We start from the raw sequence: 14,091 nt of genomic DNA, 5'->3' as shown, positions 1-14,091 counted from the left end.
TCACAGGTTGCAGCAATCTTATCGATTTATCGCCGCCCCGGGCTGGGGTAGAGTGACGGCCTCGCGTATGACCGCACCGTTGCAGAGGATTCCCATGTCGGCCCAGCCCATCAGTGACTTTTACGCCTACCCGGATGCTGCCGGCCATTTCGGCAAGTTCGGCGGCCGCTTCGTCGCCGAAACCTTGATCGGTCCATTGCAGGAGCTGTCCGCCGCCTATGACCAGGCGCGCCAGGATCCGAGCTTCATCGCCGAATACGACAAGGACCTCAAGCATTACGTCGGCCGGCCCAGCCCGATCTACCACGCCGAGCGGCTCAGTCGCGAAGTGGGCGGGGCACAGATCCTGCTCAAGCGCGAAGACCTGAATCACACCGGCGCGCACAAGATCAACAACACCATCGGCCAGGCACTGCTGGCCAGCCGCATGGGCAAGACCCGCATCATCGCCGAGACCGGCGCCGGCCAGCATGGCGTGGCCAGCGCCACGGTCGCAGCGCGCCTGGGCCTGGAATGCGTGGTCTACATGGGCGCCACCGATATCGAACGGCAGAAGATCAACGTCTACCGCATGAAGCTGCTGGGCGCGACGGTGATTCCGGTGACCTCCGGTTCGGCCACGCTCAAGGACGCGCTCAACGAAGCGATGCGCGACTGGGTAACCAATGTGCGCGATACCTTTTACATCATCGGTACCGTTGCCGGCCCCGACCCGTATCCGCGCATGGTGCGCGACTTCAATGCCATCGTCGGGCGCGAAGCGCGCGAGCAGATGCTGCAGGACTACGGCCGGCTGCCGGATGCGATCAGCGCCTGCGTGGGCGGCGGCAGTAATGCGATCGGCCTGTTCCATGCCTTCCTCAACGACCCCGGCGTCAAGATCTATGGCGCCGAAGCGGCCGGCGACGGCATCGCCACCGGCCGCCACGCGGCATCGATCGCCGCCGGGCGCCCCGGCGTGCTGCACGGCAACCGCACCTACGTGATCTGCGACGACGACGGCCAGATCACCGAAACCCATTCGATCTCCGCCGGCCTGGATTACCCCGGCGTGGGTCCGGAGCATTCGTTCCTGTCCGACAGCGGCCGCGCGGTGTATCAGGGCATCACCGACGACGAGGCGATGGCCGCCTTCCACCTGCTGGCGCACACCGAGGGCATTCTGGCGGCGCTGGAGTCCAGCCATGCGGTGGCGCAGTCGATCAAGCTGGCGCGCGAGCTGCCCAAGGATGCGCTGGTGCTGTGCAACCTGTCCGGGCGTGGCGACAAGGACGTGCACACCATCGCCGCGCGCGAGGGTCTGGTGTTGTGAGGGCAGACCGGCTGCAGCAGTGGGGCGGCGGTATCGCGCTGCTGTGCATGTCTAGCCTGGCGGTGGCCGCGGTCGCGGGCTCCGCGCTGGATCGCAGCGGCGCGGTGCGGGTCGGTCAGCGATTCAGCGAGCTGGCGCCACAGGCGGCCTGGAAGCCGCTCAACGCCGGCCCGATCGGACACTGCGACTATGTGCAGGCCGGTCTGTTGCCTGATGGAGTTGCGATGATGGTGGAAGACGACCGCGTCGTCCGCTTCGACATCAGCGACGCCGGTCCGGTGGGCCCGTTCGGCATCCGTGTCGGCGACAGCGAAGCCGCCGCGCGTGCGCGCCTGCCAGCGGGCTACAGCGTCCAGCCCCATAAATATGGCAGGGACGGCGGGACTGATCTTTATCTGACTTGGCGCGACCCGCAAGGCGAGTTCGCCCTTCGCTACGAAACCGGAGAAGGCACTGTGACATCGATGTACTGGGGAAGCTGGGACGCCGTGCAACTGGTGGAGGGCTGCGCATGAGCCGCGCGCCAGGCCGTATCGCTATGCGTTTTGATGCCTTGCGCCACTCCGGCCGCAAGGCGCTGATCCCCTTCATCACCGCCGGCGACCCGTCGTTGGAAGCCACCGTGCCGGTGATGCACGCGCTGGTGCGCGCCGGTGCCGACGTCATCGAGCTGGGCGTGCCGTTCTCCGACCCCATGGCCGACGGTCCCACCATCCAGCGCAGTTCCGAGCGCGCGCTGGCACGCGGTGCCGGCCTGGCCTACGTGCTGGAAGCGGTGCACGAATTCCGCCGCGAAGATGCCACCACCCCGGTGGTGCTGATGGGCTATCTCAACCCGATCGAAATCCACGGCACGCGCCGGTTCGCCGAAGCCGCCGTCGCGGCGGGCGTTGACGGTCTGTTGCTGGTCGACCTGCCGCCGGAAGAGGCGGACGAAACCCGCCACATCTTCAGCGAGGTCGGGCTGGCGCTGATTGCGCTGGCATCGCCGACCACCAGCGAGCAGCGCCTGGACATGTTGTGCAGCACGGCGCAGGGCTACCTGTACTACGTCAGCTTTGCTGGCGTCACCGGCGCCTCCAACCTGCTCGACACCCATGCCGCCAGCGACCGCCTGCGCCAGCTGCGGCAACGTGCCGGTGCGCCGGTGGTGGCCGGCTTCGGCATCAAGGACGCCGCCAGCGCGGCCGCGATGGCCGTCGATGCCGACGGCGTGGTGGTCGGTAGCGCCCTGGTGGCGGCCCTGGCCGAAGCGGGCGACGTCCGCAGCGCCCGCGAAGGCGCCGAAGCCTTTCTGGCCCCATTGCGTCGGGAATTGGACCGCTGATCTGTCCCGCGATCAGTAAGTCATGCTGCAGGTCGCGCATGCGGCTGCGTTGCATACCTTGACCCCGAAATTGGATTCAAGCTTGCAACTTCCTCCGCTGCTGCAACTGCATTTCACTGCAGCCGAAGGAACCCGAATAGATTGGCTTACCAGCAAGCCGAGCGCCATGTTTTCAGTCGCAGAGCCAGTCATAGGGATCTGATAGCCGTCGGGAACGTCCATTGGTGCGACATAACCGTATAGGCGGATCCACACGGCATCGCGCCCGCTAGCCTCTACCGGAATGCCAAGGGTCTTTTTGAATGCAAGTAGATCCTTTCTGACATCGGGGATCGACAAAAAGCGTGGATCGACCCGTGGCAAGCGTTTGACTTCATCGACGCTGGCGAAAGTCACGCCGATTTGATCTTGCGGAACCGGATACATCGCGGTGCTTCCGCCGCGATTGCACTGGGTGCAGTCTGAGCTCATCGCACAAAAAGTCTGCCCATTGGGAAGCAATGTGGGACTGCATCCAGACCCTCCAGGACATGCGCAGGTCAGGACGGCAGTCGGGCTGATTGCCCAGACACCTTTTTCCTGGGTAAACATGAACCATCCAGTAGGTACCCGTATTGTCATCGAGCCATCTGGATTGATGTGCGACGTTGTCTTGCTCGGAAGCGGTGCGCTGGTCTCGCTTCCGCACATTTTTACCTGAGCCTGGCTGCTACCGACAACGGAGACCAGGAGTAAGAGGGCTGCAAGGCATGCTGGAATTTTCATGATCGATCCTTGTTCACGTTTGTCTATAGGGGCTGTTCCATTTGTGGCTACACGTACCTGATTGGGGTATGACTGCTGTAGCGCACCATATAAAACTCTCGGTGCCGATTTTCCCATTATCACAATGGCGTTCCTCATGGAAGTTCTTACCGACTGGCGGCTGCCTGTTTAATTTTCTTGATGGTGTCTCGATACTCGGACGTACGAAAGCGTCGGGTGTCGGACTGGTACACTGCTACTGTCGCCCCGTAGGGGTGCTTTTACGAAATCGAATGAGCTGGCTCAGCAAATTGATGCCCTCCGGCATCCGCACCGAGAACACCCCGGCCAAGAAGCGCAGCGTCCCCGAGGGGCTGTGGGAAAAGTGCAGCAACTGCGGTAGCGCACTGTACGGCCCGGAACTCGAAGAAAATCTCGAGGTGTGCCCGAAGTGCGACCACCACATGGCGATCCGCGCGCGCGCGCGTCTGAACTCGCTGTTCGACCCGGAAACTGCAACCACCGAGATCGCCGCCCAACTCGGCCCGGTCGACGTGCTCAAGTTCAAGGACCAGAAGCGCTACGGTGAGCGCATCAAGGCCAGCCAGAAGGCCAGCGGCGAATACGACGCGCTGATCGCCATGCGCGGCACGCTCAAGGGCAACCCGCTGGTCGCCGCCGCCTTCGACTTCGCCTTCATGGGCGGCTCGATGGGCTCGGTGGTCGGCGAGCGTTTTGCACGCGCTGCCGAGGTAGCGCTGGAAGTGGGCTGCCCGTTCGTGTGCTTCTCCGCCAGCGGCGGTGCGCGCATGCAGGAAGGCCTGTTCTCGCTGATGCAGATGGCCAAGACCTCCGCGGCACTCGGGCGCCTGCGCGAAGCCGGCCTGCCGTACATCTCGGTGCTGACCCATCCCACCACCGGTGGCGTGTCGGCGTCGTTCGCGATGCTGGGCGACATCAACATCGCCGAGCCGCATGCGCTGATCGGTTTCGCCGGCCCGCGCGTGATCGAGCAGACCGTGCGCGAGACGCTGCCGGAAGGCTTCCAGCGTTCGGAGTTCCTGCTCGACCACGGCGCCATCGACCAGATCTGCGACCGCCGCCAGATGCGTGACCGCATTGCCGAGCTGAGCGCGATGATGATGCGTCAGCCGCGTCCGCAGGAGGCGGTGGCATGAGGGGGCTGACGGGGCCCGGGACCCGGGACCGGGGACCCGGGAAAAGCGTGGTCTGCTGCCTGCGTACGTCCGATGGCTGCTCCTCCCGGGTCCCCGGTCCCGGGTCCCCGGTCCTGGCTCCATGAGCGCCCGCAAATATTTCGGCACCGACGGCATTCGCGGTCGGGTCGGGCAGGGCGCGATCTCGGCCGATTTCGTGCTGCGTCTGGGCAATGCGCTCGGGCGCGTGCTGACGCAGGGCCGCAGCAAGCGGCCGCTGGTGTTGATCGGCAAGGACACGCGCATTTCCGGCTACATGTTCGAAGCGGCGCTGGAAGCGGGCCTGGTGGCGGCAGGTGCCGATGTGCAGATGATCGGCCCGATGCCGACGCCGGCCATCGCGTTTCTGACCAGCACCTTGCGTGCCGATGCCGGCGTGGTGATCAGCGCCTCGCACAATCCCCATTACGACAACGGCATCAAGTTCTTCTCTGCCGAAGGCGAAAAGCTCGACGACGCGACCGAGGCGGCCATCGAAGCCGCACTCGACGAGCCGTTCCATACCGTGGAATCCGAGCGCCTGGGCAAGGCGATCCGCACCCGCGATGCGATCGGTCGTTACATCGAGTTCTGCAAGGCCAGCGTGGCGCGCGGCTTCACCCTGCAGGGCCTGAAGATGGTGCTGGACTGCGCGCATGGCGCCACCTATCACATCGCCCCGATGCTGTTTCGCGAGCTCGGCGCTGAGGTGGTAGTGATCGGTGCAGCGCCGGACGGGCTCAACATCAACGACGGGGTCGGTTCCACGCATATCGACAATCTCGCCGCCAAGGTGCGCGAGAGCGGGGCGCAGCTGGGCATCGCCTTCGATGGCGACGGCGACCGCGTGCTGATGGCCGACGACCAGGGCAACCCGGTCGATGGCGACGACCTGCTGTATGTGCTTGCGCGCTCCTGGCAGGCCAGCGGCCGGCTCACCGGCACCGTGGTTGGCACCTTGATGACCAATTACGGGCTGGAGCCGGCGCTGGCGGCGCTGCGCATCCCGTTCCAGCGCGCCAAGGTGGGTGACCGTTATGTGCATCAGGCGCTGGTCGAAGGCGGCGGCACGCTGGGTGGAGAAACCTCCGGCCATCTGCTGTGCCTGGACCGCGCGAGCACCGGCGACGGCATCGTCAGTGCGCTGCAGGTGCTCGAAGCCCTCATCCGCGATGGTCACAGCCTGCGTGAGGCCTTGCGCGACCTGACCAAGGTGCCGCAAAAGACAGTCAACGTGCGGCTGGGTGGCGGCGCGGCAAACGCCATCGTCGAGGCGGCGAGCGTGCAGCAGGCGCTGCAGCAGGCGCAGGCGGCCGTGCAGGGCCGGGGGCGTGCATTCCTGCGTCCGTCCGGTACCGAGCCGGTGGTGCGCGTGACCGTGGAAGCCGACGACGCCGGCCTGATGCAGGACACGCTCGACCGACTCTCAGGTGCGGTGCGTGACGCGGCGTGAGTCAATCGTCATCGGCGTCTGCGTGGTCTTCGCCAAGGCCGCGACGTTCTACCTGTTGTATCGCCTGCTGATCTGAGCCGCAGGCTCTCTCGACCTTTTCAAACTTCCATTGCAGACACCCGTATGAGCGCCCGCATCCCCACCCTGGACATCACCCGCTTCGACAGCGACCGCGACGCCTTCGTCGCCGAACTCGGCGCAGCCTATCGGCAGTGGGGCTTTGCCGGCATCCGCAATCACGGCATCGCCCAGGCCGACATCGATGCCGCCTACGAGGTCTTCAAGGCGTTTTTCGCCTTGCCAGAGGAGGTGAAGCGGCGCTATCACGTGCCGGGCAGCGGCGGCGCACGCGGCTATACCGCCTTCGGTGTGGAAACCGCCAAGGATTCCAAGCATTTCGACCTGAAGGAGTTCTGGCATATCGGTCGCGAGATTCCGGACGATTCGCCGTATCGTGCGGTGATGCCGCCGAACCTGTGGCCGGAGGAAGTGCCGGAGTTCCGTGAGCGTGGCTATCAGCTGTACCAGCAGCTGGATCAACTCGGCTCGCGCGTGCTCTACGCGCTGGCACTGCATATCGGTCTGCCGCAGGACTATTTCGTCGACAAGACCAACAACGGCAATTCGATCCTGCGGCCGATCCACTACCCGCCGATCACCAGCGACGACATCCCGAACGTGCGCGCCGGCGCGCATGGCGACATCAACTTCATCACCTTGCTGGTCGGTGCCAGTGCCGCCGGGCTGGAAGTACGTTCCAACGATGGCGAGTGGGTGCCGTTCACCGCCGACGCCGACACCATCGTGGTCAACATCGGCGACATGCTGCAGCGCCTGACCAACCACGTGTATCCATCCACGATCCATCGCGTGGTCAATCCGCCCGGCGAGGCCGCGCGCAAGCCGCGCTATTCGGTGCCGTTCTTCCTGCACCCCAACCCGGATTTCCTGATCGACGTGTTGCCCTCGTGCATCAGTGCCGACAACCCGAGCCGGTATCCCGAGCCGATCACCGCACACGGCTTCCTGGAAGAGCGTCTGCGCGAGATCAAGCTGAAGTAAGCGGTGTCGTCGTCGCTGGTGCTGTGGGTGGCAATGGCCGCGCCGCACTTGGGCGGCAGGCAGCGCGCACAACCCGTAGTCGCGCTCGCAACATTGGCCATGACAGCGACCACAGTTCTGTTCATAAATTTGTGCTCGCGTCTGGTTAAAGCTTGCGTTCACCCGCGCCGATAATCCAGTCTGATCGCTAGCGCGACGTCGGACTCGCCTGGCGCCCGCTGCCGATTGCACGGCCAGGGGGCGCATACGGATGCAGGGGATCAAACACATGGGGGCGGTGGGCTTGCTTGCGCTCTGCGGCGTGGCAGCGCCGCTAGCAGCAGCGCCGGTGAGCGTGGCGGTGGCCGATGCCAACGGCGTCCTGGTCGATGCGGTGGTCAGCCTGGAGTTGCCGCGGCCCGCCGCGGCCAGTGCCGGCAAGACCATGGAGATGGACCAGGTCAATTCGCAGTTTGTGCCTGCGGTGTTGGCGGTGCGCACCGGCACGTCGGTGCGGTTTCCGAACAACGATCAGATCCGCCATCAGGTGTATTCGTTCTCGCCGGCCAAACGCTTTGAACTGCCGCTGTTCCAGGGCACCACGGCCGCGCCGGTGCGCTTCGATCAAGCCGGTCTGGTGACGGTGGGCTGCAACATCCACGACTGGATGCTGGGCTATATCGTGGTGCTGGAGACCCCGTATTTCGGCAAGACCGGCAGCGACGGGCGCGTGCAGCTCGACGCGCCCGCCGGCAACTACACGCTGCGCGTGTGGCATCCCCGCATCAGGGGCGCTGCCGTGACCGAGCCGCTGGTCGTCGCACGCGACCCGGTGCAGCGCCGCATCACCTTACAGACCACGGGCGCGGCACCGGTGGTGGCGCCACCGGATGCGCGCGTCCGCGTGTTGCAGGACAAATTTCGCCGCGCCGAGCCGAAGAAGACCCATCCATGAGGGCGATGCGACTGCATACCCGCATCGCGGTGCTGCTGGTGCTGGTTGTGCTCGCCACCCAGGCACTGACCTTCATTGCGGTGCAGCTGGCAACCGATCGCAGCGTCAAGGCGCAGCTGGGCGAAGAACTGCAGATCGGCGAGCGCGTCTGGCAGCGCATCAACCTGCGCCGCGACGAACAACTGCTGCAATCGGCCTCGGTGCTGGCCGATGATTTCGGCTTTCGTGCTGCGGTGGCCAGCGGCGATGTGCCCACCATGCAGTCGGCGCTACGCAATCATGCCGCGCGCATGTCCGCGCAGACTGCGGTGCTGCTCTCGCCGGATGGCGAATTTTTGACCGGCCTGGCCGATCTGCCCCAGGCCGAGCAATTGCGCGCGGTACAGGCCCTGTTGCAGCAGGCGCAGCGCGATGGTCGTGCGGTGGGGGTGGTTGCACTGAATCGGCAGATCGTGCGGCTGGCCGTGGTCCAGGTGCTGGCGCCGAGTCGCGTCGGCTGGATTGCGATCGGCAACGAATCCGGCGAGGGCCTGGCCCAGGATTTCCGCACGACCACCGGGTTGGATGCCACGTTCTTTACCGACGGCCCGCCTGTGCAGGTGCTCGCGTCGACGTTGGAGCCGCCGGCGCGTGCCGAATTTGCGCAGCAGTTGCCGACCGCCGAGCGCACCCAGGCAACAGCGATTGCGCTGACGCTGGGTCAGTCGCGCTACCTGGTCAAGCTGCAAGCGATCCAGGGCGACAGCCATGTGCGGGTGGCCTTGCAGGCGTCGCTGGACCGGGCGATCGCGCCGTATCGCATTCTCAAGTTGCGCATCCTGTTGCTGGCCGGTCTGGCCACGGCTGCGGCCCTGGGCGTGGCAATCTTTCTGGCGCGTAGTGTCAGCAAGCCGGTGGCGCAATTGGTGCAGGCCGCGCGGCGCATCCAGCGTGGCGATTACCAGACGGCAGTGGACGTGCCGCCGGGCCGCGAGCTGGCCGAGCTGGCCGACAGCTTCGGGCGGATGCAGCAGCAGATCGCCAGCCGTGAGCAGCACATCCTGCATCAGGCGCGGCACGACGCACTCACCGGCTTGCCTAATCGTTTGTGGCTGCTGGAGCGGTTGACGGAGGTGGTCGAACACACCGTCGCTTCCGGTGGCACCGCGGCCGTGCTGATCCTGGATCTGGAGCGTTTCAAGGAGCTCAACGACAGCCTGGGCCATGATTTTGCCGACCAGGTGCTGGTCGAGGCCGGGCGGCGGCTTGCCGATGTGGTGCACGCGCCCAACCTGGTCGGGCGCCTGGGTAGCGACGAGTTCATGGTGGTGGTGGCGCAGGCCGATGCGAACAGCGTGCAGCTGGACGCACAACGGCTGCTGCTGCAATTGCGCCGCCCGCTGGCTTTGCCGCAGGCACGCATCCAGCTCGAAGCCAGCATCGGCATCGCGCTGATTCCAGAGCATGGCGCCGACCCGGACACCTTGCTGCGTCGCGCCGATATCGCACGGCGCCAGGTGGGCGATGTGACCACCATCGGCGCCAGCGTCTACCGCATGGGCCAGGACGAGCAGCATCTGCGCCGGCTGCGGCTCACCGGCGATCTGCGCCAGGCCATCGGCGGCAACGAGTTGACCTTGCGATTCCAGCCCAAGATCTGCCTGCGGACCGACCGTGTCGAACAGGTCGAAGTGCTGGTGCGCTGGCATCACCCGACGCTGGGCCCGATCGGCCCGGACGAATTCATTCCGCTGGCCGAGCATTCCGGCGTGATCCACCCGTTGACCCGCTTCGTGCTGGACGAGGCACTGCGCTGCCAGGCGCACTGGCGCGCGCAAGGCCTGGAGCTGGGCATGGCGATCAACCTGTCGGCCCTTGATCTGTCCGATCCAGGTCTGCCCGACTACGTGCGTGCGCGGCTGGAGCAGCACGCCGTGCCGGCGCAGTCGGTCACGTTGGAGTTGACCGAAAGCGCGCTGATGCGCGATGTCGAATCTGCGCTGCACATGCTGCATCAGCTGCGTGGCGTGGGCGTGCGTCTGTCCATCGACGACTTCGGCACCGGCTATTCCTCGTTGGCCCAACTCAAGCGCATGCCGGTGAACGAATTGAAGATCGACAAGAGCTTCGTGATGCAGCTGGCCGAAGGCACCGACGATGCATTCATCGTGCGCAGCACGATCGACCTGGGCCACAACCTCGGCCTGAGCGTGATCGCCGAAGGCGTCGAAAACACCACGGCCCTGGGCCTGCTACGCGGCTATGGCTGCGACATGGTGCAGGGCTACCTGTACGCGCCACCACTGGAAGAGGCGCCGCTGGTGGCGTGGTGCATGCGCCAACTGGGCATGCCCTTGGCAGCCCATGCAGGCATGCAGCGATGAGCGCGTGTCTGCGTGTCGCCCTCATCGTGACGGCTGCTGCCGGTGCGTTCGCGCCATTGAAGGCAATGGCTGGCGACGGGCGCCTGCTCGCCACCGGTGGCGTGTCGATGATCGAAGGCAGCAGTGGTGGCGGCATCGTGCCGTGGGCCACGTTGTCGGGTTACGGCACGCGCGATGAGTTGGGCGCCGTGCTGTTTGCCACGCATGTGGATAGCGGCGATTACCGCCTCGATGTGCAGGGCGCGGCGCTTACGGTTGGTAATCGGCTGGAGCTGTCGCTTGCGCGCCAGCGTCTGGATCTGGGCGCGCTGCAGGACCGGCTCGGCTTGCCGTGGAATGCGCTCGGCCAGGACGTGTTCGGTGCCAAGGTGCGACTGGCCGGCGACCTTGTCTACGGGCATGCACCGCAAGTCAGCCTGGGCGTGCAGTACAAGCGCTTGCGCGACGGGACCTTGCCATTGGCGATCGGTGCGCGCGACGATCACGGCACGGACGTCTACCTGAGTGCAAGCCGCTTGTTGCTGCAGGGCGCTGGTGGGTACCAGCTGCTGCTCAACGGGACGGTGCGCGCCACCCGCGCCAACCAGACCGGCTTGCTCGGTTTCGGCGGCGACCGGCGTAACGGCTATCGTCTGGTGCCCGAGGCCAGTGCCGCCGTCGTGCTGTCGCCATCCTGGGCGGTGGGCGTGGAATATCGCGACAAACCGAACAACCTGCGCTTCGCGCGCGAGCAGGCGTGGGCAGATGTGTTCGTCGCCTGGTTCCCCGGCAAGCACGTTTCGCTGACTGCCGCCTGGGCCGATCTGGGCAATGTCGCCACGCTGGCCGACCAGCGTGGTCCTTATCTCTCTTTGCAGGTGGCGTTCTGATGAACCTATGGCTGCGCTGGTGCCTGCTGTGCGTGCTGGGCCTGACGAGCGCCTGCGCCAGCACGCAACCGCGCCAGACACTCTACGACGAGCTCGGCGGGCAAGCCGGCATCGAAGCGCTGGTAGAAACCATGCTCTCGCGTATCGCCGACGACCAGCGCATCGTCGACAAGTTCGCCCGCGTCAACATCGTCATGCTCAATGCACGCCTGGTGCAGAAGTTCTGCCACGTCGCCGACGGCCCCTGCCCGGACACGGCCAAGTCGATGCAGCAGGCGCACGCGCACCTGGCCATCCGCGAAGGCGATTTCAACGCACTGGTCGAAGACCTGAACTGGGCGATGGATCAGCAAAAGATCCCGCGCCGCACGCAAAATCGCCTGCTCGCGCGGCTGGCAGCCATGCATGGCGAGATCGTCAATCGCTGAGAGCGACGGGTCTCCTGCCGTCGTTCGCCGGGCGTGCATGAGTCGCGAGCGCTGCGGCATGCGATAAGCCTGTGTTCGAGCACTTGCACGTTCCTCAACTGCGCGCTTGCGCGGTCATCGCGCTTTGCCAGCCGGTGCACGTCGAAGCCCGGCACACGGGCACCTGCACAGATGCGATGCCTTTCCACCGATCGTCCATAGCCGCTTCACTCCAACGGCCGCACCCGGTGCGAGCCGCGTGCCATCAGCCGCAGGGCAAGCGCATGCGACAGCAGGCGCAGCGCCGCATGGACCAGCCGATAGCGCCAGCCCGGCACCGCCAGCACCTGGCCGCGCTCCAGCGCCTGGATGCCGTACTCGGCCACGTCATCGGCCTGCAGCCAGGCCCAGCCGGGCAGGGTGGACATCGCCTCGCGCGTGCCGGTGACATCGTGGAATTCCGACCATGCAAAGCCGGGGCACAGGGCGCAGACCTTGACGCCGCAATCGGCGTTTTCCAGCGCCAGCGATTCGCTGAAGCGCAGCATGAAACTCTTGCTGGCCGCGTATAGCGTCTGCCCATCGGCACTGGGTGTCAGTGCCGCGAACGAGGCGACGTTGAGAATGCGGCCCTTGCCGCTGGCACGAATCATCGGCAACAGCCGCCAGGTCAGTTCGCACACTGCGCCCACCATCACCTGCAGAAAGCGCGCATGCGTGGCCCAGTCGTTGCGCAGGTAGCGGCCCGGCACACCGTAGCCGGCGTTGTTGACCAGGGTACCCACCGTCCAGCCGTTGCGCTGGATTTGCGTCGCCAGTGCTTCGGCTGCGGCAGGGTCGGCCAGATCGGCCGGCAGTACTTCCACCCGCACGGCGCTGCGCAATTCATCCGCCAGCGCCTGCAGCCGGTCCACCCGCCGCGCGGTCAGGATCAACGGCACCCCGCGCCGGGCATAGGCCCGCGCAATCTCGCGGCCGATGCCGCTGGACGCACCGGTGATCAGCGCAAAGACAGGCGAAACGGACATGACGGGTTCCTGGTGGGGGAGGGATGGGACATGCAGCGGACAGAAGTGTGCCGGTTGCCGACAGGCCATGGGCTATTCTGTCGCCTGTCTTCAACTCAGGAACCTGCGCCTGATGCCTCGAAAGATCGTTGCTGGAAACTGGAAGCTGCATGGCAGCCGCAGCTTTGCCACCGAACTGGTGGCAAAGGTCGCCGCGCACATGCCCCTGGAGGGTGTCGACGTCGTCATCCTGCCACCACTGCCTTACCTCGGTGACCTGATCGAGGATTTCGAGGCACATCACCTGTCATTTGGAGCCCAGGACGTCAGTAGCAACGAGAAAGGCGCCTACACCGGCGAAGTCTCGGCCACCATGTTGGTGGACGTGGGCGCCGGCTATGGCCTGGTCGGTCATTCCGAGCGGCGCCAGTACCATCAGGAGAGTAGCGAGCTTGTCGCGCGCAAGTTTGCCGCTGCCATTCACGCCGGATTGATCCCGGTGCTGTGCGTGGGCGAATCGCTGGAACAGCGTGAGGCCGGTCAGACTGAGGCAATCCTACGTGCCCAGCTCGAACCGGTGCTGGCCCTGGTGGGCAGCGAAGGCTTTGCCCGCGCGGTGCTGGCTTACGAGCCGATCTGGGCGATCGGCACCGGCCGCACCGCCAGCCCCGAGCAGGCCCAGGCCGTGCATGCCTTCCTGCGTGGCGAAGTCGCGAAGGCGGATGCTAGAATTGCGGATGGTCTGCCCATCCTGTACGGGGGCAGCGTCAGGCCCGACAACGCCGGCGAGCTGTTCGCACAGCCCGATGTCGATGGGGGGCTGGTCGGCGGCGCATCACTGGTTGCCGAAGATTTCCTGGCCATTGCACGTGCGGCGGCTGCTTGTTAACCCATTAAGTTTTGTCCGGGGACGGATTTCGAAATGCTGATGTTGATCCTCAATGTGGTCTACGTGCTGGTCGCGCTGGCGATGATTGCGCTGATCCTGATGCAGCGTGGTGCGGGTGCGGCGGCCGGTTCCGGCTTCGGTGCCGGCGCGTCGGGCACGGTGTTCGGTTCGCAGGGTGCGTCGAACTTCCTGTCCAAGTCGACCAAGTGGCTGGCCGTGGTGTTCTTCAGCATAAGCCTGTTCATGGCGTGGTACGCCACGCATGGGGCACGTCCAACGGACCAGAACCTGGGCGTGATGTCGCAGTCGGCAACGCCGGCTCCGGCCGCCGCAGGCGAACTCACCCAGCCGTTGCCGCAGGCTCCGGCCGCTGGTGCCGTGCCGACCGCTCCGTCGCAGCCGGCTCCTGCCGCTGCGCCGGCGGCAGCCCCGGTGCAGTCCGCCCCGGCACAGCCGGCGCCTGCGGCCAGCGAAGAAAACGCTTCAGAACCAGCACAAAAACGCTGAAGCCGGTTACAATACGCTGCG

General features: G+C 65.6%; 14 protein-coding genes. 12 read left to right on the top strand and 2 right to left on the bottom strand.

Annotated elements, in window-relative coordinates:
- The first annotated feature begins 94 nt into the window (after positions 1–94).
- The 3 genes from trpB to trpA are packed head-to-tail and all read left to right on the top strand — an operon-like array spanning position 95 to position 2,639.
- Entirely contained in the window at positions 95–1,312 is a 1,218-nt protein-coding gene (gene trpB, locus ACCQ10_RS13290) for a tryptophan synthase subunit beta (protein ID WP_039566623.1), read from the top strand.
- 47 nt (positions 1,313–1,359) lie between these two features.
- Positions 1,360–1,827: a hypothetical protein gene (locus tag ACCQ10_RS13285; protein ID WP_372360933.1), complete on the top strand. Its 468-nt coding sequence runs from the start codon at positions 1,360–1,362 to the stop codon at positions 1,825–1,827.
- Entirely contained in the window at positions 1,824–2,639 is an 816-nt protein-coding gene (trpA, locus tag ACCQ10_RS13280) for a tryptophan synthase subunit alpha (RefSeq protein ID WP_372360931.1), read from the top strand. Before ACCQ10_RS13285 ends, trpA begins: the two co-directional genes overlap by 4 nt.
- 12 nt (positions 2,640–2,651) lie before the next feature.
- Here the strand turns inward: trpA and ACCQ10_RS13275 are convergent, their stop codons facing one another.
- The gene (locus tag ACCQ10_RS13275; protein WP_372360930.1) at positions 2,652–3,404 is read right to left on the bottom strand and encodes a hypothetical protein; all 753 of its coding nucleotides are present in this window, start codon (positions 3,402–3,404) and stop codon (positions 2,652–2,654) included.
- Positions 3,405–3,676: 272 nt separating this feature from the next.
- Between ACCQ10_RS13275 and accD the strand changes: the two genes are divergently transcribed.
- The 7 genes from accD to ACCQ10_RS13240 all read left to right on the top strand — a co-directional run bounded on the left by accD (position 3,677) and on the right by ACCQ10_RS13240 (position 11,688).
- On the top strand, positions 3,677–4,561 hold the full coding sequence (gene accD, locus ACCQ10_RS13270; RefSeq protein ID WP_372360929.1) for an acetyl-CoA carboxylase, carboxyltransferase subunit beta: 885 nt from the start codon (positions 3,677–3,679) through the stop codon (positions 4,559–4,561).
- Between the two features lie 121 nt (positions 4,562–4,682).
- Positions 4,683–6,032, top strand: coding sequence for a phosphoglucosamine mutase (glmM, locus tag ACCQ10_RS13265; RefSeq protein ID WP_372360928.1), 1,350 nt, complete (start codon positions 4,683–4,685; stop codon positions 6,030–6,032).
- Positions 6,033–6,155: 123 nt separating this feature from the next.
- The gene (locus tag ACCQ10_RS13260; protein WP_372360927.1) at positions 6,156–7,094 is read left to right on the top strand and encodes an isopenicillin N synthase family dioxygenase; all 939 of its coding nucleotides are present in this window, start codon (positions 6,156–6,158) and stop codon (positions 7,092–7,094) included.
- A 250-nt stretch (positions 7,095–7,344) separates the two neighbouring features.
- Positions 7,345–8,028, top strand: coding sequence for a methylamine utilization protein (locus tag ACCQ10_RS13255; RefSeq protein ID WP_372360926.1), 684 nt, complete (start codon positions 7,345–7,347; stop codon positions 8,026–8,028).
- Positions 8,025–10,391, top strand: coding sequence for a putative bifunctional diguanylate cyclase/phosphodiesterase (locus ACCQ10_RS13250; RefSeq protein WP_372360925.1), 2,367 nt, complete (start codon positions 8,025–8,027; stop codon positions 10,389–10,391). The genes ACCQ10_RS13255 and ACCQ10_RS13250 overlap by 4 nt, the downstream gene beginning before the upstream one ends.
- Positions 10,388–11,260 carry a DUF3034 family protein gene (locus tag ACCQ10_RS13245; protein ID WP_372360924.1) on the top strand — a complete coding sequence of 291 codons (873 nt, stop codon included), beginning with the start codon at positions 10,388–10,390 and terminating at the stop codon, positions 11,258–11,260. Before ACCQ10_RS13250 ends, ACCQ10_RS13245 begins: the two co-directional genes overlap by 4 nt.
- Positions 11,260–11,688, top strand: a complete 429-nt coding sequence (locus ACCQ10_RS13240; RefSeq protein ID WP_047693174.1) for a group I truncated hemoglobin — start codon at positions 11,260–11,262, stop codon at positions 11,686–11,688. The genes ACCQ10_RS13245 and ACCQ10_RS13240 overlap by 1 nt, the downstream gene beginning before the upstream one ends.
- Positions 11,689–11,894: 206 nt before the next feature.
- Here ACCQ10_RS13240 and ACCQ10_RS13235 read toward each other — a convergent pair whose 3' ends face one another.
- Positions 11,895–12,695, bottom strand: a complete 801-nt coding sequence (locus ACCQ10_RS13235) for an SDR family NAD(P)-dependent oxidoreductase (protein WP_372360923.1) — start codon at positions 12,693–12,695, stop codon at positions 11,895–11,897.
- 112 nt (positions 12,696–12,807) lie between these two features.
- Here ACCQ10_RS13235 and tpiA point away from each other — a divergent pair, with 112 nt between their 5' ends.
- On the top strand, positions 12,808–13,563 hold the full coding sequence (gene tpiA / locus ACCQ10_RS13230) for a triose-phosphate isomerase (protein WP_372363120.1): 756 nt from the start codon (positions 12,808–12,810) through the stop codon (positions 13,561–13,563).
- Positions 13,564–13,596: 33 nt separating this feature from the next.
- The gene (secG, locus tag ACCQ10_RS13225) at positions 13,597–14,070 is read left to right on the top strand and encodes a preprotein translocase subunit SecG (protein WP_039407398.1); all 474 of its coding nucleotides are present in this window, start codon (positions 13,597–13,599) and stop codon (positions 14,068–14,070) included.
- Positions 14,071–14,091: the final 21 nt, after the last annotated feature.

This window comes from Xanthomonas sp. NCPPB 1325, from assembly GCF_041477645.2.
GTDB lineage: Bacteria > Pseudomonadota > Gammaproteobacteria > Xanthomonadales > Xanthomonadaceae > Xanthomonas > Xanthomonas cannabis.
This window is presented reverse-complemented; position numbering and strand designations above follow the sequence as displayed.

What these genes read in the sequence shown, in the direction of transcription:
- accD (WP_372360929.1), top strand. Translation starts at nt 3,677, where the DNA reads ATGAGCTGGCTCAGCAAATTGATGCCCTCCGGCATCCGCACCGAGAAC.
- trpA (WP_372360931.1), top strand. Translation starts at nt 1,824, where the DNA reads ATGAGCCGCGCGCCAGGCCGTATCGCTATGCGTTTTGATGCCTTGCGC.
- glmM (WP_372360928.1), top strand. Translation starts at nt 4,683, where the DNA reads ATGAGCGCCCGCAAATATTTCGGCACCGACGGCATTCGCGGTCGGGTC.
- secG (WP_039407398.1), top strand. Translation starts at nt 13,597, where the DNA reads ATGCTGATGTTGATCCTCAATGTGGTCTACGTGCTGGTCGCGCTGGCG.
- ACCQ10_RS13245 (WP_372360924.1), top strand. Translation starts at nt 10,388, where the DNA reads ATGAGCGCGTGTCTGCGTGTCGCCCTCATCGTGACGGCTGCTGCCGGT.
- ACCQ10_RS13250 (WP_372360925.1), top strand. Translation starts at nt 8,025, where the DNA reads ATGAGGGCGATGCGACTGCATACCCGCATCGCGGTGCTGCTGGTGCTG.
- ACCQ10_RS13285 (WP_372360933.1), top strand. Translation starts at nt 1,360, where the DNA reads ATGTCTAGCCTGGCGGTGGCCGCGGTCGCGGGCTCCGCGCTGGATCGC.
- ACCQ10_RS13255 (WP_372360926.1), top strand. Translation starts at nt 7,345, where the DNA reads ATGCAGGGGATCAAACACATGGGGGCGGTGGGCTTGCTTGCGCTCTGC.
- tpiA (WP_372363120.1), top strand. Translation starts at nt 12,808, where the DNA reads ATGCCTCGAAAGATCGTTGCTGGAAACTGGAAGCTGCATGGCAGCCGC.
- ACCQ10_RS13275 (WP_372360930.1), bottom strand. Translation starts at nt 3,404, where the DNA reads ATGAAAATTCCAGCATGCCTTGCAGCCCTCTTACTCCTGGTCTCCGTT.
- trpB (WP_039566623.1), top strand. Translation starts at nt 95, where the DNA reads ATGTCGGCCCAGCCCATCAGTGACTTTTACGCCTACCCGGATGCTGCC.
- ACCQ10_RS13260 (WP_372360927.1), top strand. Translation starts at nt 6,156, where the DNA reads ATGAGCGCCCGCATCCCCACCCTGGACATCACCCGCTTCGACAGCGAC.
- ACCQ10_RS13235 (WP_372360923.1), bottom strand. Translation starts at nt 12,695, where the DNA reads ATGTCCGTTTCGCCTGTCTTTGCGCTGATCACCGGTGCGTCCAGCGGC.
- ACCQ10_RS13240 (WP_047693174.1), top strand. Translation starts at nt 11,260, where the DNA reads ATGAACCTATGGCTGCGCTGGTGCCTGCTGTGCGTGCTGGGCCTGACG.